The organism is Bifidobacterium colobi (assembly GCF_018555455.1).
Taxonomy (GTDB): domain Bacteria; phylum Actinomycetota; class Actinomycetes; order Actinomycetales; family Bifidobacteriaceae; genus Bifidobacterium; species Bifidobacterium colobi.
This window is the reverse complement of sequence record NZ_JAFEJU010000003.1, coordinates 119,207-144,951: the sequence shown is the minus strand read 5'-3', so window position 1 is coordinate 144,951 and position 25,745 is coordinate 119,207. Positions and strand designations below refer to the sequence as shown.

The window sequence follows — 25,745 nt, the reverse complement described above, 5'->3', positions numbered from 1 at the left end:
CGCAGCGCATGGTTCTCATTAAGAACCATGCGCTAAGAACCATGCGCTGCGGTAATCTGCCGCACAAACCAATCATCGTGCGAAACAATAATCAATGCGCCAGGGTAGCTGCCGAGCGTACGAGCAAAGGCAACCTTGGAATTGAGGTCAAGATGATTCGTCGGCTCATCCATCACAATAAGCTGTGGTTTCCTTACCAGCCCAAGGCATAGCAGCAGTTTACGCAGTTCACCGGGGGAGGCCGCCTCACCTTGAAGAAGCCTATCGGGATCTGCATTAAGTTGTGCATACGCGCTCAATACCATCGATGTATCGACTGGGCTGAGGCCATGCAGCAATGTGACGGCTCGGTTGGCGTCTGCTGCTGTTGTGTTTTGCCGAATTACCAGCGTAGGAACATTGGCCGCAGCATCAATCATCGCGCGTACCAATGTTGACTTGCCGCAACCATTCGGCCCGGTGATGACAAGATGATCGAGCGGACCGACACTGATTAATGGTATCTTCAGCCCCTCAGAAGTCATGTTGCCTTGAGGAAAATCGAGTCGAATGGTATTCCCCGACTGAGATGCTACAGACAATGGACTATCATTCAGTTGCTCCGGAGATAGCTGCTTGTCGAATGGAATGACTCCTGGCTCAAGACGAATCAGCTCATGCCTGGCACTAGGCGTGATGTCCATCCATATATTGCCGTCATATCGTTTGGACGCCGTCGATATCGCTTCGCCTGATTGCCGGGCCTTGGCAAGCCGGCCATTGAGTTGCGCATACGAGCGGCTGACTCCAGCATCCAATCCAGTCATTTTTGCCAGATTCCTGCGATTGCGGGCGTCATGATCCTTGGGAGTGATGCGCTCGCCATGCCGCTTGGCGGACTCGGCCTGCTGTATCTTGGCGAATCGTTGCGATTGTGCGGCTTCTAGCCTCTTTACCTCCCGGCGGGCGCCGGCCAGTTGTTCCAGAGCAGTGCGGTCATGACACTGCCGCTGTTCTATGGCCTGACTGTAATTGCCCTGATAAGTATTGGCTTCAGTAACGTTTCGCCCGCCGATGTGCTTGCGCTCGAACATGATGCAGCGTGTGCAAGTGGCGTCGATGAGCGTTACATCATGGGAGACGACGATGCCGATTCCTCTGTAGTTTCGCATGATCTCGATGATGGCCTGCCGGGTCGGTTCATCCACATGATTGGTAGGCTCATCCAGAATGAGCACGTCAGGTTGCTGTGCCAGTGCGCATGCGATTTGCAGACGTTTCCGTTCACCGCCAGACAAGGTGCCATACCGGTACGCCCAATCATCTTCAATGCCGAGTCGCTCTCGTAGCCGGATGGTTTCGGGTTGCCAATCAGCGGCGAAGTCCTCCAGATTCGTGGGTTGAACCGCTATATCTTGCGGGCAGTAGCTTAATACGAGATTATTGGGTGACACTTGCCCGCTATCGGGACGGAGTTTGCCTCGCGCGATTGCCATCAGAGTTGATTTACCGATGCCGTTGTCGCCTAATACCGCGGTCCAGCTTTGCGGGAACGTGCAGTTGACCCGCGTGAAGAGTGGATCGACGGCTGCCGGATAGGTGAAGCTGATATTGCTTAAGGACAAGGTAATAGGTTGCATAAGCGCCTCCATATGGTTGGGCGCACTGCCTTATGATGAGTGATGGCAGCGGATACAGATTGATAGCAGCATGGCAGTGCGCGTCGATGCGCATAATCCCGTCATGGTACCCGCGGCTATCAGATCAGCAACTATGTTTCTCCTCGTGAGATTCCTAAAGCCCTGCCAGCATAGCATATCCCGCAGCGAATGGTTCTCAATGAGAATCATTCGCTGCGGGGGCAAGAGGAAATCAGTGCTGTGCTCGCCAGATGTCGGGTTCGACGTAGATCTCCCACTCGTACCATGGCAAGGCGCCGCGGATATTGGTTTCGATCTTGTCGACCGTCTGCACGTCGAAATCGCGGTCAAGCTTCGATGTTTCGACTTTCAGACAGAGCAGTACGGAATCCTCATCCATATGAATTGCCTGCATGTTGATTAGGCGATCGACGCCACTGGTGCTTTCCACGGCTTTGACCACTTGGGCGCGCGTGCTGGGGTCAAGGCTTTCGCCGACCAGCAGGGAACCGGACTTGAACGCTAGAGCGGCGGAACCGCAGACCAGCACCAGGCCTACGAGCATACCGCCGATGGCATCGTAGAGTTCGTCGCCGGTAATAATGGATAGTCCAATGCCGAGCCCTGCGAACGCCAAACCAATCAACGCCAGCGTATCTTCCATCATCACGGAGGCCAGCTCGGCTGACTTGGTGCGGCGCCAGAAGCCGACCAACGAATCATCCTCGACTTTGACTCGCTTCATACGTTCGCGCGCCTCATGAATGGAGGTATGCAATCCATAGCCTTCCAAGCATGCGGAAACGCCAACCACCACTAGGGCGGCGATAAGCTCCATCGATTCGGCTTCACGCGGTACTGTGCCGTCAATCAGACCGCCGAGTTTGCTTGCCGCCTGCGAGACCGCGAACACGCCGCCGACGAAGAACAGGAGTGTGGCCACAATGAAGCTGGCCAGATACTTCACGCGATGCAAACCGAACGGATGATCACCACGTGACTTTCGATCGGAGGCTTTGTCGCCCAACATCAGTACGAGTTCGTTGGCGCAATCGGCCACCGAGTGCACGGATTCCGAAAACATGGATGATGAGCCGGTAAAAGCCGCCGCCGCGAATTTCGCGCAGGCCACGCCCACATTGGCAAGTAGCGCCGCCTTAACCGCGGCGCCCGCATTCTTCTGATCAGACATGATGCATTCCCTCTTTCGAGGCAGCATTATAGGCGGCACTCTAGGCGGCATGGCGCATTTTCGAGGTATACTAACCTCTCATGGGAAAAACGACGATCAGGGTAGCTTTTGATGACCCGCTTGAGGCGGCGCATTTCCTGCAACAATGCCGTCGCAAAGGCTATGACGCGCAACTGGAGGATTCGCGCCCGCAGATCAAGCGGAACGGGCCGGCTTTGGCGGCATGGTTGAAAGCACATCCAGGCTGGTACAAGGTAGGCGAGTCCGCGAACCGTGCGGCTGCTAATAAAGCGGTGCTGAAGATTCGCAATGGTGAGCGCCGTGGTTTTGAAGGTGGCAATTTTGAGGCTCGCATGGAAAACCAGGATGGTCGCTGGCTGGTGTATGCGCGCCACATCGGCAGGATGGCGAAAGTACGTAAGCCGCAGGGAGAGGGCATGGAGCCATTGTTCTAGTGTGCTCTGCGTGATTGATGACTGACGGTTGACTAGAACAGGAAGGGCTGGCATCGGTTTCATGCAATCCGATGCCAGCCCTTCCTGTGTCAGATGATGCTTATGCTCTACGCATGATAAGCATTGAGCTTACGCTGCGCGAAACTGTATCAGGCATCCTTCTGGCTGATGAGCAGGATGATGCCGCTGATCATGCTTAGGAACAGCAGATCGCAGATGGCGAAGCCGGTGGTGTTCGGCTTGGTGCCCTTGTAGATACCCCAGCTGCGCACACACATCGGGATGCACCATGCGAGTGGGATGATCATCCAACCCAGAGCAAGCAGGCCGATGATGTTGAAGATGAAGGCGATCATTCGCATCGTCTTATCGGAATCGGACATAGTGTACGTGGCACCGGGAGCGATGGAGGTGGCCGGAGCCTGGTACTGCGGTGCTGAGTAAGGAGCTTGGTACTGCTGCTGGTACTGCGGCTGCTGCGGTTGTGCGGGAGCGGCATACTGCGGCTGCTGATAAGTCTGCTGCGGCTGCGGAGCCGGTGCAGGTACGCCGTTCGGAGTGGGAACCTGTGCGTACGACTGTCCGGGTTGGTTCGGCTGCGGAACAGGATTATTGAAATCAGTCATGACATCTCTTCTTTCTCTTGTGATGTTACTGGATGTTTCCTGACCCATATGGTGTAAGAGAAGGAGACATCGTAGTTTCTAAGCATAGTGCCTTGGCGATTGAAAAACGATGATTCAAGCGCTGGGGAATATGAACAGTTCATTAATATGCAAAAAGCCCTTTGCAACCGTAGCTGCAAAGGGCTTTTCATGAGAACGACTACCTATCAGATGTGGTAGTAGAGCTCGTACTCGAGCGGGGTCGGGGTCAGGCGAGCCTGATCGATCTCGTCGCGCTTCAGGCCAATCCAGGTCTCGATGAGATCGTCGGTGAAGACGTCGCCAGCGGTGAGGAAGTCGTGATCCTCTTCCAGAGCGTCCATAGCTTCAGACAGGGAGCTCGGAACCTGCTTGATGCCAGCGTGCTCTTCCGGCGGCAGCTCGTAGAGGTCCTTGTCGACCGGCTCCGGAGGCTCGATGTGGTTCAGGATGCCGTCCAGGCCTGCCATCAGCTGAGCGGAGAAGGCGAGGAACGGGTTGCAGGATGGATCCGGAGCGCGGAACTCGATGCGCTTTGCAGCCGGGGAGGTGCCAGCCAGCGGGATACGGATGGCGGCGGAACGGTTACGAGCGGAGTACACCAGGTTGACCGGAGCCTCGAAGCCCGGGACCAGACGGTGGTAGGAGTTCAGGGACGGGTTGGTGAAGGCCAGCACGGAGGAGGAGTGCTTGATCAGACCGCCGATGTACCAGCGAGCCAGATCGGACAGGCCAGCGTAGCCCTTCTCATCGTAGAACAGCGGCTTGCCGTCCTTCCACAGGGACTGGTGGCAGTGCATGCCGGTGCCGTTGTCGCCTGCGATCGGCTTCGGCATGAAGGTGGCGGACTTGCCGGCCAGGGCAGCGGTCTCGTGAACCACGTACTTGTACTTCATCAGGTCATCGCCTGCGTGCTGCAGGGTGTTGAAGCGGTAGTTGATCTCCTGCTGACCAGCGCCGGCCACCTCGTGGTGGGAACGCTCGAGAATCAGGCCGACCTTCTGCAGGTTGGCGACCATGTCGTCGCGCAGATCCTGGGTGTGGTCAATCGGCGGAACCGGGAAGTAACCGCGCTTAACGCGGTTCTTGAAACCGATGTTCGGGGTGCCGTCTTCCTCAACGTCAACGCCGGAGTTCCACGGAGCTTCGATGGAGTCGACCTCGTAGAAGGAACGGTTCATACCGTTCTCGAAGCGGACCTTGTCGAAGATGAAGAACTCGGCTTCAGGAGCGAAGGATGCGGTGTCGGCGATGCCGGTGGACTTCAGGTAAGCCTCGGCCTTGCCGGCGACCTGACGAGGATCGCGGGAGTACGGCTCGTCGGTCAGCGGGTCGACGATGGAGAAGGCCACGTCGAGGGTCTTGTGCTTACGGAACGGATCAACGAACGCGGTGGTAACATCCGGCACCAGCTTCATATCAGACTCGTTGATGGCCTGGAAGCCCTGGACGGAGGAACCATCGAACGGCATGCCGTCGGTGAATGCGTCCTTCAGGAACTCGCTAGCCGGCACGGTGAAGTGCTGCTGAACGCCGATAAGATCGGTGAAACGGACGGAGACATACTCGATGCCTTCCTTGTTGATAAGGGCCTCGGCGTCTTCCTTGGACTTGAGTTCGGTCACGGGACCGCTCCTTTCGTGTGAAATTTAACAGTACCCATCGTAAAATCGCGCGTTTCGCAAGCTCGAAACTTGGGTTACGAGAATGTTTCGTACTGGTTGATTGATGTCGCTGAACCGCATGATTTCAAGGAATTGGTGTTTCAGGTAGAAAATGTTGATCCGCCTGGTTCGTCCGCAACGTGGACAGCTACGTGATGATGGCACGGCTGGTGGGGTGGCTGGGCGCGCAGGTATAACAAAAACCCGCTCAATCCGTGAGGTGACGGATTGAGCGGGTTTGACGATGCTTTGCTTGATGGGGCGTCGATCAGCGGCCGCGCATGGCTCGACGGGAGACCTTCTTCGGATGGTACGGGTCAACACCCTTCGGCACGTTGTAGCCCTTCTTGGCCTGCAGCGTACGCAGACGATCGTTCAGTGTAGCCATCTCAGCCTTGGTCAGCAGGAAGCGGCGACGCGGATGAATCTTGGCGATCAGCGCGTTCTTGTGGTTGGTCGGCTCGTAGCTCTTGGAGTGGGTCACCGTGTTACGCAACTTCTCCAGCGGCACCTGCTTAGGGCCATGGCCCACGGGAATACGGTAGACCGGAATGGAGGAGCCGGCGGTAACGCCCTTGATCTCGCGCTCCTGACGATCCATGGCCTTCATAATGCGGCCGTAATCACCTTCGCCAATCAGGTAGATGCCGTTCATCGACGTACCACGCCAGATGGCGTCCTTGGTCTTCGGATCGATCCACACCGGCTCCTGCGGGAAGTCGAAACCGGCCTTGCTCATATTGCTGAGCACGCCGATGGCGGCGCCCGGCTTGCCGTCGATCTGCTTGTAACCCACGGCGTCAGCACGTCGGGTGAGCATCATCGTGGCGAACAAGAGGCCCAGCATCACGGCGGTGATCATCAGGAAAATCCAGGTAAGCCAGGACCACTTGAAAATCAGGCCGATAATCACCATCACCACAACCGGCAGCAGGAAGGAGCCGGCCTCAAGCCATGGCAGAGCCTTGTCTTCCTTGGCCGTGTACTTGTAGATCTGGATAATCTGCTTGATTGTGCTTTGCTTCTTAGGCTTTGCTTCCTTGTCCGCCATCACTCTTTCCTTTACTGCAGTATTGCAAACGAACACACTGGCAAATAACTGTATCAGGTGCGCTGGTCCGCATCTAACGCGTGTGTAACGGTCTGCCATCCGCCTTGAGCAGCGCCTCGCCCAACGTTTCGCTGAAGGTGGGGTGCGGATGAATCAGACGAGCCGCATCCGCCAATGGCACATGATTGCCCACCAGCTGTTCGGCTTCGGCGATGATGTCCGAAGCCAGCGGCGAGACCATGTGCACGCCCAGCACGATTGGGGTGTCGGGAGCAGCGGCCAAGCATCCGGAGATGATGGTGAGTGATCCGGCGCTACCGCGCATCAGCATGCGGGCGTTGGCCATCATCGGATACACGGTTTCCTTGACCTCCACCACGTCTTCGCGCTCCTGCGCCTGATCCATGGTGAGGCCTACGCATGCGGCTTCGGGGGAGGAGAACACGACTTGCGGCACGGTCATCTCATCCACCGGTTTCACGGAGTGCCCGGTGATGGTTTCGGCAATGACGAGTCCCTGCTCGAACGCGCGGTGCGCCAATGCATGACCGACGGTGATATCGCCGAGAGCCCAGACGCCCGGTTTGCTGGTGCGTCCGAACGCATCGGTGACGACGTACCCGTCGGTGGTCAAATCAACGCCCCACGCGGCATCGGTGAGCGGATCGCGCCCGATGGCAGCCAGTGCGATTTCGCCCCAAACCTGATGGTCGCCGTCCTCACCCTCGCGCGTGTAGTGCACGGTGGCGCCAAGATTGGCGCCCACGTCGACATGGGTCACGCTGGTATGGGTCACGATATTGACGCCATGACGTTTGAGCTCGCGGGTCAACGTCATGGATGCGCGGCGATCCCAGCTGGAAAGCACGCGATCCTTGCGAATCAGCAATGTTACCTGTGAGCCCGCGGCATTCCACATTGAAGCGAACTCCAAAGCCACGGCACCGGCGCCGATAATGACGGCGGACGATGGGAATTCGTTGAGTTCCAACGCCTGTGTGGAATCGATCAACGCGCCGGCAAACGGATTATTCGGCAGCGGACGGGGCTGGGCACCGGTGGCGATGACCACATCGGTGGCACTGAGCTCAACCTGCCCACCGGCCGGTTCCGACACCTCGGCCTTATGGTAGGCAAGCACCTCGGTCTGCCCCGCAGCGGCATGCAAATGCACGATATGGCGGCCATCGCTATCAATGTCATCAGCAGTGAACGATGCGAGTGCACGGAACACAGTGACGCCGCGATGCGCCAGCAGTCCTTCCAATCCGCGGACCATGGTATCCACGATGCGCAGTTTGTAGTCGCGCAGCGTGCCGAAGTCGATGCCATCCACCGTGGCGTTCACACCAAGTTCCGCGGCACGGTGCACCGTATCAATCGTATGGGTGGCGGTAATCAGCGCCTTCGATGGAATGCATCCACGGTTCAAACAAGTGCCGCCAACGGTGGCGTCACGTTCGACCAGCGCCACATTGAGACCAAGTTCCGCGGCGCGCAACGCAGTGGAATAGCCGCCCGGGCCAGCGCCAATGATGACCAGATCAAACCGTTCGCTCATGAATCCTCCTTGATAACAATTATGGCTCCCATCATAGGGAGCCATAATCAATAACAATGGTGAATATCGGCGAGTGCAATGCCTGATTGCTCACATTGCCCAGTGCCATGTTCACCTGTCCGCAACCTCAATCTGCGGAACCAACCATACGAACTAGTCCTCAGGCCAGTGACCGCGCTTGGGGTAACGCGGCTTCGGCAGCCTCCAGCGACGCATCTGGATGGAGCGGCTCCACGCGTAGGAGAAGGAACGGGAGCCCTTGGCCACGGAAGCCTCGCCGTACTTGGCGATGAGCTTGGCCTTGAGCTTGCGCCACATCAGCCACACATCAATCACCACAAGCAGCAGATAGCCGTACATCAGGGTCATCATGGCGATGGAAACCCACGCGTTGTTGGGCATGGCGGATGTGACGAACATGGAGACGATCAGAATCGCGAAAGCCACGGGGATGAACCATTCGCCCATGTTGAAGCGGGCGTCCACGTAATCGCGGATGTAGATACGCCACGGCAGACGCTCGGATTTCGGCATATGGTTGATGTCGCCCTTCTGCATGGCCTCATACTCGGCGTTTTCACGCTCACGCATACGAGCCTTGGCGGCCTTGGCGCTGGCCTTACGGTCGGCGGGAACCAGTGGGCGAATGCCGGCGGCCTGTGCTTTCTTCATCTTCGGGGTCGGGCGGCCCTTGCCGGCGGCCGGATCGGTTTTCTTTTCAGCGGCCGGCTCCACAGGAGCTTGGGCCTGTTCCTTCTTAAACGGGTTCCATGTCATGCTTTGAGGTTACGGTGACGTTCAGACACACGTTGCATAGGCGTAACCATTGCAATGACGCCCTTTATATATAAGGAGAACATCATGGCAGCACTCACTGTGGATCAGGTGCGCGAACGCGTTGAATCCGATTGGTCTCGCATCGTCGACTTGCTGAACCGTAAAATCGCTTTGGCATCCGTTTCCGCCAAAGGCATCACCGCTGAGCATATGAAGCGCTCGGCTGAGTTTGTGGCCGAAGAGCTGAAGCTGGTCGGTATTGACGCCAAAGTGGTTCAGGCCGCGAATGATGACGGCACGCCGGGCGCATGGGAGGTTATCGGCTCGCGCATCGTGGATCCCGGCGCTCCGACCGTGCTGCTGTACGCCCACCATGATGTGCAGCCGGTGCCGGATCCGGCCGAATGGAACACCGATCCATTCGTCGGCACTGAGATCGATGGCCGACTCTACGGTCGTGGTTCCGCCGATGATGGCGGCGGCATCGCGATTCACTCCGGTGCGTTGAAGGCACTGGGCGACGATTTGCCGGTGAATATCAAAGTGTTCATCGAAGGCGAGGAGGAGATGGGCTCGCCGAGCTTCATCCCGTTCATCACCGCGCATAAGGATGAGTTCGATTCCGATGTGATTATCGTGGCCGATTCCGGCAACTGGTCTGCCGAGATTCCATCCCTGACCACTTCGCTCAGAGGCAACACCTGCGTGGACGTGACCGTGCGTGGCTTGAAACATCCGGTGCACTCCGGCCAGTACGGTGGCCCGATCTTGGATTCCAATACGCTGGCCGCCATGCTGATCTCCTCGCTGTACGACGACAACGGCGATATCGCTGTGCCGGGCATCGCATCCGAGGAGCCCATCGGCGGACTGCAGCAGGATGTTGACGAGGCTGGCGTGCGCGCCGACGCCGGTGTGGTCGACGGGTATGCGCTCGCCGGCTCCGGCTCCTTGGCTTCCCGTTTGTGGACCAAGCCGAGCCTGACGGTGATTGGCTTCGACGCTCACCCGGTGGATGGTTCGTTCAACGTGATCAGCCCGGAAACCCGATTCCGCCTGTCCCTGCGCACCGCACCGAACCAGCGTCCGGAAGAGGCTCAGGATGCGTTGGCCGCCTTCCTGCTGGCCAATCCGCCGTTCGGCGCCGAAGTCGAGGTGGCCAAGCTGGAGAACGGCATGGGCTGGGCCATGGATCCCAACGCCGAGGCTACCAAGGATGCGCTTGAAGCCATGGAAGAGGCCTTCGGCGTTGCCCCGATCAATCAGGGTCAGGGCGGTTCGATTCCGTTCATCCCGGAGCTGCAGCGCCTGTTCCCTGCAGCGCAGGTGCTGGTCACCGGCCCGGAGGATCCGAAGGCGAACGCGCACAGCCCGAATGAGTCCATTTCCCTGTATGGCCTGAAGCACAATGTGATCACTGAAGCCCTGTTGCTCTCCAAACTGGGCAAGTAGTCACTGATGATTCTGGTTCCTTTCTTTGATGGGGCGGTCAGCAAATCTGACTTGCTGGCAACGTGAGCAAAGCGTCAATCAGCCGTTGCGCTGATTGACGCTTTTTCGTACCTGACTATTGCCTTTGACTGCACTTTGCCTTATAGTCATGGAGTTGACACGGGAGCTGCCACTAGGGCGGCTGAGAGGAGACGCACGAGTCTCGACCGATGGAACGTGACCGGGTAATGCCGTTTTCACGGAATTGTCGCTCTTACATACCCGTGCCTGAACCCAATGCGATGTGAAGGTTGTGAAATCTGGGCATCGCATGAGAAGAGAAGAAAAGGCACAATCATGACTGAAGCTGTGGCTAAGGCCAACTACAAGTGGCGCGTTGTCGATATCGTCGTCGCTTCCATCATCGCCGTGGCATCCGGCGTTATCTTCGCTGGCTGGGATCTCATCTACAAGATTCCGACCACCGCTCTGGACGCTTTGCTGCCGGGCTTTAGCGGTCTGGTTTGCGCATTCTGGCTGTTCGCCGGTCCTCTGGCCGCGGTGATCGTTCGCAAGCCGGGCGCAGCAATCTACGCTGAACTGATTGCTGCCTGCATCGAATACATCATCGGTGCCGGTGGCGTGTTCGGCATCAGCGGTTCCATCATCATCGGCCTGGTGCAGGGCGTGTTCGCTGAAATCATCTTCGCCATTGTGCGTTACCGCAAGTGGAACCCGCTGACCGTGCCCTTTCCGGCGCGTTCGCTGGATTCGGCAACTACCTGTACGAGTTCTCCCCGGTCGGCGGCTATGTCGGTACTGAAGGCGGCTACTTTGGCGCTTACGGCCTGGGCTACCTGTTCACTACCGTGCTTTCCGGCGCTGTGATCGCTGGCATCCTCATGTGGTTCGTGCATCGTGCCATCGCCGCCACCGGCGTGCTGGACCGTTTCGAATCCGGTAGGACGAAAGCGTTGGTCTGATCGGTGAGCAACCGTAATTCCTATGAACAGCCAACCCCGGTCGGCGTGGAAGCGCGCGACTGGGGTTGGCGTCATTCTACTCGTAAAGATTTCGCACTACGGCACGTGAATCTCACGATTAACCCAGGTGAGCGCGTGCTGCTACTTGGTGCATCCGGTGCTGGCAAGTCGACCTTTATGGCGGCGATGGCTGGCGTGTTGGGCAGTGATGATGAAGGCGAAAGCGAAGGCGAGCTCACTGTTGCCGGTACGGATGTGCGCTCGGCTCGCGGCAAAGCCGGTCTGGTGCTGCAAGATCCAGATTCGCAGATCATTCTCGAACGCGCTGGCGATGATGTGGCCTTCGCCTGCGAGAATCTAGGCATTCCACGCGAGGAAACATGGCGGCGTGTTCGCGAAGCGCTGGATATCGTCGGTCTGGAATCATTGGATCTGACTCACTCCACCCGTCACTTGTCAGGCGGACAGCGCCAGCGTTTGGCCCTCGCCGATGTGCTGGCCATGCGACCGGGACTGCTGCTGCTCGACGAACCCACCGCCAACCTTGACCCTGAAGGCGTCAAGGAAGTGCATGATGCGGTCAAGCATGTGGTGGAGGCCACCGGCCAAACCATGGTGGTGGTCGAGCATCATATTGACGTGTGGCTGGACTTGGTGGATCGTGTGATCGTGCTCGGGTCCACAGCCGATGGCAGCCATGAGGGCGGTGTACTCGCGGACGGTACGCCCGACGAAGTGTTCTCCACTATGGGCGACGTGCTTGCCGATGGCGGCGCTTGGGTTCCCGGCCGTACCATTCCGGATTATCGTGCCGGTCATGTTCGTGAGGAAGATGGCATGCATCTGCAAGCGTCAGCCTTGTCGTCGGAGGTCTCCCTGGCTGCCGATGAGCCGGTACTGCAATGTCGGGATTTGAGTTTCGGCCGCGGCAGCGCGCTCGGTACTGGAATCAACCTTGATTTTTATCCCGGTAAGATCTATGCGCTGATGGGGCCGAACGGTGCCGGAAAATCAACGCTGGCATTGACTTTGGCCGGTTTGTTGAAGCCATTGGCCGGGCATGTGCGCATTGCATCGAATCTTGCTCCCAAGCCGGATCGTGTGGAGCCTTTCCACTGGAAGAGCCGACAGCTGCTGGGGCGTATCGGCATGGTGTTCCAGGAGCCTGAGCATCAATTCGCCGCCAACACGGTGCGTGATGAAGTGGCCATCGGACCGAAATCAATGGGTAAAACCCAAGAGGAAGCGTACCGGATCGCCGATGAGATGCTGGAGCGCATGAATCTCACCCGATTCGCGCTTGGTAACCCCTACACCCTGTCCGGCGGTGAGAAGCGCAGGCTTTCCGTTGCTTCCATGCTGGCCGCGGCGCCTCGCATTCTGATTATGGACGAGCCGACGTTCGGTCAGGATTTCCGCACATGGTCGGAAATGGTCAAATTGATCGCGGGCATCCGTGATCTTGGATGCACGGTGATCATGGTCACCCATGATGAGCCGCTGGTCCAATCGCTGGGCGCCATTCCCATTCATTTCGAACCTACGTCGACCGGTGGTTCGGCTTCCGGCAGCCCTGACGATGGTACCGAGCCGACAACGCCGGCCGCGAAGAGCAGTGCAGCGACCAGCGATGAAAGGAAAGCGTGATGAGTGCAACCGAAACACCAGCCGTACGCCTTTCCATTGCCGTAACTCCTCCAGAGCAGCGACATGAACAGGCCAAACCGGCTTCGCAATCATGGTTCATCGCCAAACTCAATCCGGTCAGCCGCTTCATCTGTCCGCTGCTGATGAGTCTGCCGCTGTTCTTCACGCTGGATGTGGTCTCCGGATCCATTCAGTTCGGTGTGGTGCTGATTCTGCTGTGGATCGGCGGCATCAACCCGCTCACAGTGATACGGCGCACTTGGCCGGTGTGGTGGGGCGCGTTCTTCGGCTTCCTCACCATCATGATGTACGGTCGCACGAGCGGCACAATCTACTGCTCGTGGGGTGCGGTGACCATCAGCGACGGGTCGCTGTATATCGCCGCCGCAACATTCCTACGCGTGGCCGCCATCGCTGTGCCCAGCGTGATTTTCATGCTTGGTCTTGACCCCACCGATCTTGCGGACGGTCTGGTGCAGATTCTGCATCTTTCGCCTCGGTTCGTATACGGCGGCCTGGCCGGCATCCGCATGTTCACGCTGCTGCAGGAGGATTGGCGTGCGCTCGGTCTTTCCCGCCGCTCGCGCGGTTTGGGCGATGGCAACGCGGTGATGCGCGTGTTCTCTCAGGCGTTCGGCTTGCTGGTGCTCTCCATTCGTCGCGCCACCAAACTGGCCACAGCCATGGAGGCGCGTGGTTTTGGCGGCGATACCGAACGCAGTCAGGCGCGTGTCTCTGAATTGCACACCATCGACTGGGTGTCGTATGTGATCGGCATCATCATTCCGCTGACTGCCGTAGGCATCGCCGTCGCCACCGGCAACTGGCATTCTCCACTGCGCGGCGCGTAAACAGTGCTGAGTGTACGTTCTTCCAGATGGCGGGCACATTGCTCTGGAGGAACGTACGCAACATGGTCATGGTGATATTGCGGTAGGCTAAGGCCTATGCCGATTAATGCCCAGATTCTTGATAATCCCAAGTCGGATCGTGTTCGCCGCATCGCCGATCTCGCTCGCGCCAAAGGCCGCGAACGTTCGGGTCGCTTCCTCATCGAGGGCCCGCAGGCGGTGCGCGAAGCCGTCACCTGGCGGCCGGACGTAGTGCAGGACCTGTATGTGGAGGTTTCCCAAGCGCTGGAACATCCGCGAATCATCTCGTCCACGTTGCAAACCATCGTGGATACATCACAGGACGCCACCATTTACGTGCACCAATGCACGGGCGACGTGATCCGCCATATCAGCAAGGATGCGCAGGGCATTCTCGCAGTCGGCAATGCGCGCGCGATGCATGCCGATTCGGAGGATCTGGAACTGAGCGCAAAGCCGCAGATCGCCGCATTCTGGCAGGTGCGCGATCCCGGCAACGCCGGCACGGTGATTCGTGCTGCCGATGCAGCCGGCTGCGATGCCGTGGTCTTGGTGGACGATTGCGTCGACCCGTTGAATCCCAAGGTCATCCGTTCCACCGTAGGCTCCCTGTTCCATATTCCGGTACTGCGCATGGGCACCGAAGCGTTCTTCAACTGGGCGAAAGACCACAATATGGACGTGTGGGCCGCGGATGTGTACGGTACCGAGCAGCGCAAACCGGAGAGCTTGCCGCAGGTGCTGGCCAACCACGCATTGGTGGCGGAATCCAAAGCCGTGCTCTTCGGCAACGAGGCTCGCGGTTTGGAACGAGAAATCCTTGAGCAGTGCGACCGGATCGTATCCATTCCGCTCTACGGCAAGGCCGAATCATTGAACCTCGGCACTTCGGCCGCGGTCATGCTGATGAGCCTGGCTATGTCGGGTCATATTGAAACAATGTGAGTTTGGAAAATACGCTGCAAACATTAGAAAACCGCGTTGAGTAATCATCGAACGAAAGGGTTCTCGTGGCAGAACACATGGTGTTCGATGCCGATCAGGTAACCGCTGCGGTTGCCGAGGGCATCGAGAAAATCCAGAAGGCCTCCAATCTGGAGGAGCTGAAAGCCATCAAGACACAGTACGCAGGCGCTGATTCTGCGATGACTCGTGCCAGCAAGGCCATCGGTTCGCTTCCGGCAGACAAGAAGAAGGATGCCGGCAAGCTGATGAGCAAGCTGCGCGCCGACTTTGGCCGTGCCTACGGACCCAAGGAAATCGAACTCAAGGAGGCCGCCGAGAAGGCGGCACTTGCAGCCGAGACCGTAGACATGACCCTGCCGGTCAACCGCAAGCCACTGGGCGCACGCCACCCGCTGGCCAAGCTGATGGAAGACGTTGAGGACTTCTTCATCTCCATGGGTTGGCAGATTTCCTCCGGCCCGGAAATCGAAGCCGAATGGTACAACTTCGACTCCCTGAACTTCGGTCCGGATCATCCGGCCCGCCAGATGCAGGACACCTTCTACGTCAAGGGCAATCAGGCCAAGGATGCCGCCGGTTTCGTGGGTTCCAACATGGTGGTGCGCACGCAGACCTCCTCCGATCAGGTTCGCGCCCTGCTCACCCGCGGTGTGCCGCTGTACATCGCCAGCCCGGGCCGTGTGTTCCGCACTGATGAGCTTGATGCCACTCACACCCCGGTGTTCCACCAGTGTGAAGCCCTGGCCGTCGACAAGCACCTGACCATGGCTGATCTGAAGGGCGTGCTAGACAAGCTCGCCGTGGCCATGTTCGGCCCGGAAGCCAAGACCCGTCTGCGCCCGAGCTACTTCCCGTTCACTGAGCCGAGCGCCGAGCTTGACCTGTGGTTCCCCGATAAGAAGGGTGGCCCGGGCTGGCTTGAATGGGGCGGCTGCGGCATGGTGAACCCGAACGTGCTGCGCTCCGCCGGCATCGACCCGGACGTGTACACCGGCTTCGCCTTCGGCGTGGGCATGGAGCGCACGCTGCTGCTGCGCAGCGACATCAACGATATGCACGACCTGGTTGAAGGCGACGTGCGTTTCGCCGAACAGTTTGTGATGGGGGAGTGATTTAGCCATGCCTATGATCGACATCGATTGGCTCAAGGACCATGTTGAGGTTCCTGAAGGCCTGACCTATGAGCAGCTCGCCAAGGACCTCGTCAAGGTGGGTCTTGAGGAAGAGGAGATTCACGCCTCCCAGGTGACCGGCCCGATCGTGGTCGGCTACGTGGTGGACGCCACGCCGGAACCGCAGAAGAACGGCAAGATCATCAACTGGTGCCATGTGGACTGCGGCGACGAATGGAATGAGACCGACGAGAACGGCAACAAGGTTCCGCGCGGCATCATCTGCGGTGCGCCGAACATGAAGGCCGGCGAAAAGGTCGTCGTGACCCTGCCGGGCGCCGTGCTGCCGGGCGACTTCAAAATCGAACCGCGCAAGACCTATGGCCACATCTCCAACGGCATGTGCGCCTCCGAGCGTGAGCTGGGTCTGGGCGACAACCATAACGGCATCATCCTGCTGCGCGAATATGGCTTCACCGAGGCTGAGTATGAGGCTTTGAAGCCCGGCCAGGATGCCATGCATCTGCTGCATCTGGATCAGCCGATGCTGGAGATCAACATCACCCCGGATCGCGGTTACACGCTGTCCTACCGTGGTGTGGCCCGCGAATACCACCACTCGACCGGCGCTCCCTACACAGATCCGGCCATCGCGCTGAACGAGAAGGCTCCGGAACCGGCCGATTATCAGCCGGGCACCAAGGTGGACATCGACATCGAAATCGATGACAACAACCCGATTCATGGCGTTCCCGGATGCGACCGCTACTATGCCCGCATCGTGAAGAACTTCGACCCGACCGCCAAGACTCCGAACTGGATGCGTCGTCGCCTGACCCGTGCGGGCATGCGCTCCCTGTCCCTGGCCGTGGACGTGACCAACTATGTGATGCTGGACCTCGGCCAGCCGATGCACGCCTACGATCTTGACAAGCTTGAAGGCCCCATCGTGGTGCGTCGCGCCAACGAGGGTGAGAAGCTCACCACGCTGGACGGCAAGGAACATGAGCTCAGCGTCGAGGACCTGCTCATCACCGATTCCCCGAACGGTGAGCGAGGCTCCCGCATCCTCGGCCTCGCCGGCGTAATGGGTGGCCTGTACGGCGAAGTGACCGCCGATACCAAGAACATCCTTCTGGAGGCCGCGCACTTCGATCAGGTGACCATCGCCCGTTCCGCACGTCGCCACAAGATTCCGTCCGAGGCGTCCCGTCGCTTCGAACGTGGCGTGGACACCGCATTGCAGCCGGCCGCCGCCCAGATGGCATCCGAGCTGCTGGCCAAGTACGGCAACGGTGAGCCGAGCGAATTCCCGAACGACGTGAACAACACGGCACGCCGTAAGGTGATTCACTTCAAGGCCTCCGAAGTGGCTCGCGTGGCCGGCCTCAACGTGGACATCAACCGTATTTCCGATATTCTCACCGACATCGGCTGCACGGTTGCCGGCGGTGGCAACGGCGAGTTCTCCTTGACTCCGCCGACCTGGCGTCCGGACCTGGGTGCTCCCTGCGACCTGGTCGAAGAGATCGCACGCTTGGTCGGTTACGACAAGATTCCGGTCACCGTGCCGCCGGCTCCGATCGAAGGCCTGGTGGGCCTGACCCCGAACCAGTTGCGTCGTCGTCGCGTCGCGGATGAGCTGGCCGAATACGGCATGGTGGAAGCCCTGAGCTACCCGTTCGTGGGCGATGAGGATTACAAGGCGTTCGCCTATGATCCCGAAGCCACCAAGAAGGTGAGCGTGGAAATCGCCAACCCGCTGTACGGCGACCGCCCGTACCTGCGCCGTGAGATCCTGCCGACCTTGGCCACCACCGTGCAGCGCAATATTCGCCGCGGCATCGAGAACGTGTCCTTGTACGAGCTCGGTCATGTCTACCTGTGGGATCCCAATGCCCCCGCCATCCCGGCTCTGCCCGGTGGCGTGCGTCCGACCGACGAGCAGCTTGCCGCGCTAGACGCCGGCCTGCCGGATCAGCCCGACCATGTGGCCGGCATCCTGACCGGTTTGGCCGAGGACTCCGGCTGGCTGGGCGACAAGCGCCCGGTCGACTGGTCTGATGCCGTAGAGGCGGTGCGCCGCATTGCCGGCCGTATTGGCGCGAACATCACGCTGGATCAGCCCGCTGCCGACGACGTTCCCGCACAGTGGCACCCGGGTCGTGCCGCCCGCGTGATGGCTGGCGATGTGTTCGCCGGCTGGGTGGGCGAGCTGCATCCGCGTGTCAACGAAGCCCTCGGCTTCCCGGAGCATTCCGCCGCTTTCGAGCTGAACCTGACTGATCTGTTCGCCACGCTGACCGGCAAGCCAGTGCAGGCCAAGCCGATTTCCACCTTCCCGCCGGTCAAGCAGGATCTGGCATTCACCGTGGACGATACGGTCAGTGCCGACCAGGTGGAAGCCGTGATTCGCGAAGCCGCCGGTGCCAACCTCGAATCCATCGAACTGTTCGATGTGTTCACCGGTGAGCAGGTGGGCGAAGGCAAGAAGTCCCTGGCATACGCCGTGGTCTTCCGTTCCCCGAGCAAGACGCTTTCCGCTGAAGACAGCGAGGCGATTCGCGCGAACATCGTGGCCGAGGCCGCGAAGATCGGTGCGCAACTACGCGCCTGACCTGTCCCTTGGCTCTCCAAACAGTCTTGGCTCCCCTCCTCAGAGGGGAGCTGTTGCTACGAGGCGACTACAAGGCAACTGCAAGGTGACTGAGGAGAGTCACATCCATGTGTAAAGCACAATATAAGGAGCGTCATGAGCCAGCCTGAACAACAAACGCCGCAGTACGGGCAGTACCAGCAGCCTGAATACGGTGCGATGGCTGGACAGTACGGGCCGAACTACAACCCGTATATTTATGGCGCTCCCGATTCCGATTCAGCACAACAGCAATCGACGCCATCGCCAGCCCAGCCGCAGCAGAACAGTCAGCCGAACGCCGCTGCACAGCAGGGCAATGCGCCCGGCTATTATCCGTCCATGTATCCAGGCGCTCAAGGGCAGCCGTATGGTGCCGGCTGGCAGAACGGCGGTCAGCAGCCGGGCACTGGTCGCGCGGGATCGCCACAACCCCCGCATCAGCCGCATTACTACAACGGTATCGACCTGAACGATCCCAATCAGAATCCGCTGTACGGGCATTGGGATTCGTACGCGATCATCTCGTTTATACTGGCGGTGTTCTTCCCAGTGCCGGTGCTGTCCGCGCTGATGGGTGGCGTTGCCATGTGGCGTACGCGCACCTTCCATATGAAAGGCTTCGGTCTTGCCGTGGCGGCCGTGGTGCTCAATGTGCTGTACACGTTGGCCGTGCTGTGGATGATGGTGAACGGATACGATGCCACCACCTTGTATCAGGAAGCATTGCAGCAGCTGATGGGCGGCAATGGCTCAGGTTCCGGTGCCTCCGGAGATTCCATCTCCGCATAGCGCTGGCTGCGTAGGTCGCAGTTCGTGTCGCCCGTGAAGCCTCTTTTCGAATCGCGCTTGTTCGTTTCACTGTGAACGGCGATGATTCGAGGAGGGGCTTTCCTGTTGTGCGACCGCCAGCCATCCAACACACCATATGCATAACTATGCATATGTTTGCATAATCATGTATACTCATTGCAGTTCTACCAATGGAAAAGAGATGAGTATGCCAAAATATTCAGTGGCCGTGGCTGGTGCCACCGGATACGCCGGCGGTGAGGCGCTGCGCATTCTTGCCACCCACCCCGACTTCGAAATCACATGCGTGGCTGGCCATTCCTCGGTCGGCGATTCGATGGCCAAGCACATGCCGCACATTCCCCAACTCGCGGGGCTTACCGTGGAAGACACCACGCCGGAAGTGTTGAACGGCCATGATGTGATCATTCTCGCCTTGCCGCACGGCGCGTCCGGCAAGCTTGCCTCTCAGCTCGACCCCAATGCGGTGGTCGTGGATCTGGGTGCCGATCATCGCCTTGAGGAGAAGAGCGCCTGGGACGAGTTCTACGGTGGCGACTTCTACGAGCATTGGACCTATGGCATGCCTGAGCTCATCACCGGCAAGAACGATGCCGGCGAATACACCCGTCAGCGCACGGCTTTGCCTGGCACCAAGCGCATCGCAGGCCCTGGATGCAACGTGACCGCCACCACCCTGGCCCTGCAACCGGGCATCGCCGAAGGACTGATTGAGCCGAAGGACATTGTGGCTGATCTGGTGGTCGGCTACTCCGGCGCGGGCAAGAATCTGAAGCGCACCAATCTGCTCGCATCCGAGGCATTGCAGTCCGCGCTGCCGTATGGCGTAGGCGGCACGCATCGCCATATTCCCGAAATCCTGCAGAACTTCGCCCACGCCGCGGGCAAAAGCGCCGCTGCGGCCAATGAATTCACCCTCGGCTTCACGCCGGTGCTCGCGCCGATGTCCCGCGGGATTCTGGCCACCGTGTCCGCGCACATGAGCGAGAAGGCGCTGGCCATGAGCGATGAGGAGATTCGCGCCGTATGGGCCAAGGCGTATGAGGGACAGGACTTTATGGTGCTGCTGCCCGAAGGCATGCTGCCGGCCACCGGCAACGTGATCGGTTCCAACGCCGCACATCTGCAAGTGGCGGTCGACCGCAAGTCGCAGCGTCTTTATGCATTTTCAGCTATTGATAACCTCAACCGCGGTACAGCCGGTCAAGCGGTACAGTCACTGAATGTTGCACTGGGCCTGCCTGAGGATGCAGGCCTGACCAAGATTGGAGTAGCACCGTGAGCGTCACATTCGCACAAGGCTTCACCGCTGCCGGCGTTGAAGCTGGGATTTCCGCAGTCGAAGGCAAAAAGGATCTGGCCCTGGTGGTCAACAATGGTCCGTTGGACGCCGCGGCGGGCGTATTCACCTCGAACCGTTTTTGTGCGGCACCGGTTCAGTGGAGCCGCAAGATCGTTGCCGATGGCCATGTCAAGGCCGTGATCCTGAACTCCGGCGGCGCCAATGCCTGCACCGGCGAGGAAGGCTACGCGCAGTCCAAGGCCACCGCGGAAAAGGTGGCCGAACTGGCTGGTATCAAGGCCGACGATGTGGCGGTCTGCTCCACCGGCCTTATCGGCGAGCTGCTGCCGCTCGACCATGTACTCGACGGTGCCGCCAAGGCATACGCGGCGTTGGACAGCACTGCTGAAGCCGGTGTCGATGCCTCCCACGCCATCATGACCACCGATACCAAGCCCAAGACGGTTGAACTGACCGGTTCCAACGGCTGGAAGATCGGCGGCATGGTCAAGGGTTCCGGCATGATCGCCCCGCAGCTGGCCACCATGCTGTGCGTCATCACCACTGACGCCGTGGTATCCGCCGGCCAATTGCAGGCTGCACTCACCGTGGCCGCCGAGCATTCCTTCAACCGCATCGATGTGGACGGTTGCATGTCCACCAACGATACGGTGCTGCTGCTTGCCTCCGGTGCCTCCGGTATCGAACCGGACAAGGATGAATTCAACAAGTTGGTGCGCGAAGCCTGCTCTAGCTTGTCCCGCCAGATCATCGGTGATGGTGAGGGCGCATCGCATGACATCCGCATCACTGTGACCGGTGCCACCAGCGAGGAGGCCGCCTTGGCGTGCGGCCGCGCCGTCGCCGCATCCAACCTGCTCAAGTGCGCGATCTCCGGTAACGATCCGAACTGGGGTCGCATTGTGAGCTCGCTGGGCACCGTACCTGAAGCAGTGGCCCCGTACGATTCCGACAAGGTTACCGTGGATGTGAATGGCGTGCGCATCTGTGAGAACGGCGGTGCCGGACGCGACCGCAGCGAAGTCGACATGACCCCGCGTGAAGTGCACATCGACATCGACCTGAACACTGGTTCAGATGCTGCAGCCACCGTCTGGACCGACGACCTGACCCATGAATACGTGCACATCAATGCCGATTACGAAAGCTGACCTGCAGTCCAGCGGACTGGTGATGGCAGCCGCCAGCGAAAGCGCCCGGCGGCATCGCAGAAAAGAGAACAATTGTCAACTGAATTAAAGGGACCTGGGTTCCATTTTGACGTGCATACCGACCTGCGCGCCGATCAGAAAGCGGAAGTGCTGATTGAGGCGCTGCCATGGTTGGAGGAGTTCGCAGGCCAGCGCATTGTGGTCAAGTATGGCGGCAATGCGATGGTGGATGAGCATTTGAAGCAGTGCTTCGCTGAAGACATGGTGTTCCTGCGTCAGGTGGGCATTCATCCCATCGTGGTGCATGGCGGCGGTCCGCAGATTTCCCAGATGCTGAAGGCTCTGGGCATCAAATCCGAATTCAAGGGCGGTCTGCGCGTTACCACTCCGGAAGCCATGGACGTGGTTCGCATGGTGTTGACCGGCAAGGTATCGCGCGAATTGGTGGGCCTGATCAATGCCCATGGTCCGCTCGCCGTCGGCCTTTCCGGAGAGGATGGCGGCCTGTTCTCCGCCACCCAGCGCAAGCCGGTTATCGACGGCACGCCTACTGATATCGGTCTGGTGGGCGATGTGGTGTCCGTCGACGCGTCCGCTGTGGAGGATCTGGTTGCCGCTGGCCGAATCCCCGTGGTTTCGTCCGTGGCGCCGAACGAAGAGGACGCCACCGAAGTGCTCAATGTGAACGCCGACTCGGCCGCAGCCGCACTTGCCGCCGCAGTGGGCGCCCACAAGCTGGTGATTCTTACGGACGTGGACGGCCTTTACGCCGACTGGCCGGACAAGAATTCGCTGATCGGACGCATCGGCGTGGAGAATCTGCGCGATATGCTGCCGGATCTGGAATCCGGCATGCGCCCGAAGATGGAAGCCTGCGTGCGTGCCATCGACGGCGGTGTGCCGCAGGCCCACATCATCGACGGTCGCAAACCGCACTCCATCTTGAACGAGATATTCACTTCCGCAGGTATCGGCACCATGGTCGTGCCTGAGGACGGACTGGAAATGAGGAGTTCCTATGGCTACTGAGCATAAGGAAACGTTGGGCGCCGAAGACAGCAAATGGCTGGGGGAGTACGCCCAGGTTCATATGAACGTATTCGGTACGCCGCTGCGTGTGATGGATCACGGCGAAGGTGCTCATCTCTGGGATGTCGATGGCAATGAATACCTCGACTTCCTGGCGGGCATCGCCGTCAACTCGCTCGGTTACGCACACCCGAAGTGGGTCAAGGCCGTTGCCGATCAGGCCGGCAAGATGGCTCATATCAGCAATTACTTCGCATCCGAACCGCAGATCGAACTCGCCGCCAAACTGGTGAAGCTGGCCGGTGCTCCTGAAGGCTCCAAAGTGTACTTCGGCAATTCCGGTGCTGAAGGCAATGAGGCTGCGTTGAAGCTCGCCAAACTGTATGGCCGTACGCTGCCTGGCGCGCTGCCGTCGGTCGGCGGCAAGCCTGCGCGAATCATCGCGATGACCCAAGGATTCCACGGCCGTACGATGGGTGCGCTCTCCGCAACTTGGAAGCCGAACATTCGCAAGCCGTACGATCCGCTGGTGCCGAACATTGAATTCGTGCGCCCGGGCGACAAATACGCTCTGCATGATGCGTTTGCCCAGACCGGTCTCGGCCATTACGGCAAGGGGCCGGTGGCTGCGGTGATTCTTGAGCTGATTCAGGGTGAGGCGGGCGTCAAGCCGTTGGGCGCGGATTACGTGAAGTTCGTGCGCGAGATGTGCGACATTAATCACGCCCTGCTCATCATCGACGAAGTCCAGACCGGCATGGGCCGTACCGGGTCCTGGTTCGCCTTCCAGAACGAGGAGCTTTCCGGCGGTGTGGCCCCGGATATGATCACGTTCGCCAAGGGTGTGGCCGGTGGCTTCCCGATGGGCGGCATGATCGCTTTCGGCGCCAAACTCGCTTCGCTATTCACCCCGGGCTCCCACGGTTCCACGTTCGCCGGCAATCCATTGGGTGCCGCGGCAGGCCTCGCCACCATCGGTGTGATTGAGGATGAGAACCTTGTGGCCAACGCCGAAGAACGCGGCAAGCAGCTGCGCGACGGCATCATGGCCACCGGCAATCCGCTCTACGTATCCGTACGCGGCAGCGGCTTGCTCGATGCCGTGGAGCTCAAGCATCCGTGCGCTCATGCGGTGATGAACTACTGCCTCGAACACGGACTGATCGTCAACGCCGTAGCACCGGATGCCCTGCGCTTCGCGCCGCCGCTGATCGTCACTGCCGAAGACGTGGACCAAGCTCTGGCCGTGTTGAAGAGCGTTCCCAACGACCTGCCCAACGACTGAATACGTTAAGTTACTGTGAAGGAGACCACTATGACCCCCGAACTTCGCCACATGCTGCGCGACGATGATCTCAACCATGAGGAACAGAAGCAGGTGCTGGAACTGGCGATCAAGTTCCACCATGACCGCTTCTACAAGCAGCCGTTCGCCGGCCCACAGGCCGTCGCCGTACTGTTCGACAAGCCGTCCACCCGCACCCGCTCCAGCTTCTCCATCGGCGTCGCCGAATTGGGCGGCTACCCGCTCGTTATCGACAAGTCCGGTTCCCAGCTGGGCCGCGGCGAGCCGGTGGCCGATACCGCACGCGTACTCGACCGCATGGCATTCGGCGTGGTATGGCGCACCTTCGGCCAGGATCGCGTGGAGGAGATGGCCAAGTACTCCACCCATCCGGTGATCAACGCCCTGACCGACGACTTCCACCCCTGCCAGATTTTGGCGGACTTCCAGACCATCGCCGAACACCGCGGCGGCGTGGAAAACCTGAAGAACCAGACCATCGCCTACGTGGGTGATGCCGCCAACAACATGTCCAACTCCTACCTGCTCGGCGGTGCCGTGGCAGGCATGAACGTGCGCGTTGCCGGTCCGCAGGGCTATCTGCCCCGTCCGGACATTGTGGCCGATGCCGAGCGTATCGCCGCGGAAAACGGCGGCTCCATTCTGGTGACCACCGATGCCAAGGAAGCCGTGAAGGATGCCGACTGCGTGTTCACCGACACCTGGGTTTCCATGGGTGAGGAAGCCGAATACGCCATTCGCTCCAAGCCGTTCTGGAACTATCAGGTCAACACCGAGCTCATGGCGCTCGCCAAGCCGGACGCGCTGTTCCAGCACTGCCTGCCCGCCTACCGCGGCAAGGAAGTCACCGCCGAGGTGATCGACGGCCCGCAGTCCGTGGTGTGGGATGAGGCCGAGAACCGTCTGCACGCCCAGAAAGCGCTGATGACATGGCTCGCCGGCAAGGCTCGTGGAGACGAAAGCCTGCTGGCATGAGCGAATCCTCTCCGTCCCTGCAGCGGCCCGCTACCAGGGCCGCTCGCCTCAGTGCCATCGAGCAGGCGCTGGCTACGCATATCGTCACATCGCAATCACAGTTGTCCAGAATCCTGATTGATGAGGGCATTGTGGTGACTCAGGCAACACTGAGCCGCGATTTGGACGAGATGCATGCCGTGAAAACGCGTCTCAAGGATGGCACCGTGGCGTACACGGTTGAACATGGTTCCGCCGCCGGCGAGGGGGAAACCGTGGTGGGGGAGCGGTCCGAAGCCCAGATGGCTCGCGTATTGAGCGGGTTGGTGACTTCGGTGGCCTCCGCGCGCAATCTTATTGTGGTGCATACGCCTTCCGGTGCGGCGCAATATGTGGCTTCGGTGGTGGATAAGCAGCCAATCGACGGTGTGCTCGGTACCATTGCCGGCGATGATACGGTGCTGGTGATCTGCACGGATGACGACACCGCCGCAGCCCGCGCCGACTGGCTTCTGGCCCTCGCCTCCAAATAATCCCCCAACACGCCCATGCATAAATATGCATAGCTCTGTATATAATT

General features: G+C 59.6%; 20 protein-coding genes and 2 pseudogenes. 15 read left to right on the top strand and 7 right to left on the bottom strand.

Translation table 11 applies throughout. The annotated features are described in order from the left end of the window. Positions 1–32: 32 nt before the first annotated feature. Both JS530_RS05285 and JS530_RS05280 read right to left on the bottom strand, forming a co-directional pair. Positions 33–1,619 carry an ATP-binding cassette domain-containing protein gene (locus tag JS530_RS05285; RefSeq protein ID WP_214376153.1) on the bottom strand — a complete coding sequence of 529 codons (1,587 nt, stop codon included), beginning with the start codon at positions 1,617–1,619 and terminating at the stop codon, positions 33–35. 232 nt (positions 1,620–1,851) lie between these two features. After that, the gene (locus JS530_RS05280) at positions 1,852–2,811 is read right to left on the bottom strand and encodes a cation diffusion facilitator family transporter (protein WP_240541102.1); all 960 of its coding nucleotides are present in this window, start codon (positions 2,809–2,811) and stop codon (positions 1,852–1,854) included. A gap of 80 nt (positions 2,812–2,891) precedes the next feature. On the opposite strand from JS530_RS05280, the gene JS530_RS05275 reads away from it, so the two are divergent. Then, the gene (locus JS530_RS05275) at positions 2,892–3,266 is read left to right on the top strand and encodes a hypothetical protein (protein WP_214376151.1); all 375 of its coding nucleotides are present in this window, start codon (positions 2,892–2,894) and stop codon (positions 3,264–3,266) included. A 149-nt stretch (positions 3,267–3,415) separates the two neighbouring features. On the opposite strand, the gene JS530_RS10800 is transcribed toward JS530_RS05275, so the two are convergent. From JS530_RS10800 to JS530_RS05250, 5 genes are all read right to left on the bottom strand, one after another. Then, entirely contained in the window at positions 3,416–3,892 is a 477-nt protein-coding gene (locus JS530_RS10800) for a hypothetical protein (RefSeq protein WP_240541101.1), read from the bottom strand. Positions 3,893–4,098: 206 nt separating this feature from the next. Next, positions 4,099–5,535 carry a type I glutamate--ammonia ligase gene (glnA, locus tag JS530_RS05265; protein WP_100493673.1) on the bottom strand — a complete coding sequence of 479 codons (1,437 nt, stop codon included), beginning with the start codon at positions 5,533–5,535 and terminating at the stop codon, positions 4,099–4,101. A 307-nt stretch (positions 5,536–5,842) separates the two neighbouring features. After that, positions 5,843–6,625, bottom strand: coding sequence for a DUF4191 domain-containing protein (locus tag JS530_RS05260; protein WP_214376150.1), 783 nt, complete (start codon positions 6,623–6,625; stop codon positions 5,843–5,845). Positions 6,626–6,698: 73 nt separating this feature from the next. Beyond that, positions 6,699–8,186 carry a dihydrolipoyl dehydrogenase family protein gene (locus JS530_RS05255; RefSeq protein WP_214376149.1) on the bottom strand — a complete coding sequence of 496 codons (1,488 nt, stop codon included), beginning with the start codon at positions 8,184–8,186 and terminating at the stop codon, positions 6,699–6,701. A 153-nt stretch (positions 8,187–8,339) separates the two neighbouring features. Next, entirely contained in the window at positions 8,340–8,963 is a 624-nt protein-coding gene (locus tag JS530_RS05250) for a DUF3043 domain-containing protein (RefSeq protein ID WP_214376148.1), read from the bottom strand. Positions 8,964–9,047: 84 nt separating this feature from the next. Here JS530_RS05250 and JS530_RS05245 point away from each other — a divergent pair, with 84 nt between their 5' ends. The 14 genes and pseudogenes from JS530_RS05245 (at position 9,048) to JS530_RS05180 (ending at position 25,698) form a co-directional block, all read left to right on the top strand. Beyond that, positions 9,048–10,415 (top strand): dipeptidase, encoded by a 1,368-nt coding sequence (locus JS530_RS05245; protein ID WP_214376147.1) that lies wholly within the window; start codon positions 9,048–9,050, stop codon positions 10,413–10,415. 336 nt (positions 10,416–10,751) lie between these two features. Beyond that, positions 10,752–11,377: pseudogene (locus JS530_RS05240) on the top strand (ECF transporter S component). Between the two features lie 3 nt (positions 11,378–11,380). Then, a pseudogene (locus tag JS530_RS05235) lies at positions 11,381–12,916 on the top strand (ABC transporter ATP-binding protein); the annotation flags it as partial. Positions 12,917–13,023: 107 nt separating this feature from the next. After that, the gene (locus JS530_RS05230) at positions 13,024–13,875 is read left to right on the top strand and encodes an energy-coupling factor transporter transmembrane component T family protein (RefSeq protein ID WP_214376145.1); all 852 of its coding nucleotides are present in this window, start codon (positions 13,024–13,026) and stop codon (positions 13,873–13,875) included. Positions 13,876–13,971: 96 nt separating this feature from the next. Further along, positions 13,972–14,841, top strand: coding sequence for a TrmH family RNA methyltransferase (locus JS530_RS05225; protein WP_214376144.1), 870 nt, complete (start codon positions 13,972–13,974; stop codon positions 14,839–14,841). Positions 14,842–14,918: 77 nt separating this feature from the next. Continuing rightward, complete coding sequence (gene pheS, locus JS530_RS05220; RefSeq protein ID WP_214376326.1) at positions 14,919–15,974, top strand: phenylalanine--tRNA ligase subunit alpha; 1,056 nt, start codon at positions 14,919–14,921, stop codon at positions 15,972–15,974. Between the two features lie 7 nt (positions 15,975–15,981). After that, entirely contained in the window at positions 15,982–18,591 is a 2,610-nt protein-coding gene (gene pheT / locus JS530_RS05215) for a phenylalanine--tRNA ligase subunit beta (protein ID WP_214376143.1), read from the top strand. A 135-nt stretch (positions 18,592–18,726) separates the two neighbouring features. Continuing rightward, positions 18,727–19,401 carry a hypothetical protein gene (locus JS530_RS05210; RefSeq protein WP_214376142.1) on the top strand — a complete coding sequence of 225 codons (675 nt, stop codon included), beginning with the start codon at positions 18,727–18,729 and terminating at the stop codon, positions 19,399–19,401. A 208-nt stretch (positions 19,402–19,609) separates the two neighbouring features. Further along, entirely contained in the window at positions 19,610–20,704 is a 1,095-nt protein-coding gene (gene argC / locus JS530_RS05205) for an N-acetyl-gamma-glutamyl-phosphate reductase (protein ID WP_214376141.1), read from the top strand. Then, a complete protein-coding gene (gene argJ, locus JS530_RS05200; protein ID WP_214376140.1) occupies positions 20,701–21,876 on the top strand; it encodes a bifunctional glutamate N-acetyltransferase/amino-acid acetyltransferase ArgJ in 1,176 nt (391 codons plus the stop codon). The genes argC and argJ overlap by 4 nt, the downstream gene beginning before the upstream one ends. 72 nt (positions 21,877–21,948) lie before the next feature. Further along, positions 21,949–22,905, top strand: a complete 957-nt coding sequence (gene argB / locus JS530_RS05195) for an acetylglutamate kinase (RefSeq protein WP_214376139.1) — start codon at positions 21,949–21,951, stop codon at positions 22,903–22,905. Further along, entirely contained in the window at positions 22,895–24,190 is a 1,296-nt protein-coding gene (locus JS530_RS05190) for an acetylornithine transaminase (protein WP_214376138.1), read from the top strand. Before argB ends, JS530_RS05190 begins: the two co-directional genes overlap by 11 nt. Positions 24,191–24,220: 30 nt before the next feature. Then, entirely contained in the window at positions 24,221–25,186 is a 966-nt protein-coding gene (gene argF / locus JS530_RS05185) for an ornithine carbamoyltransferase (protein WP_214376137.1), read from the top strand. After that, positions 25,183–25,698, top strand: a complete 516-nt coding sequence (locus tag JS530_RS05180; protein ID WP_214376136.1) for an arginine repressor — start codon at positions 25,183–25,185, stop codon at positions 25,696–25,698. The genes argF and JS530_RS05180 overlap by 4 nt, the downstream gene beginning before the upstream one ends. Positions 25,699–25,745 lie beyond the last annotated feature (47 nt).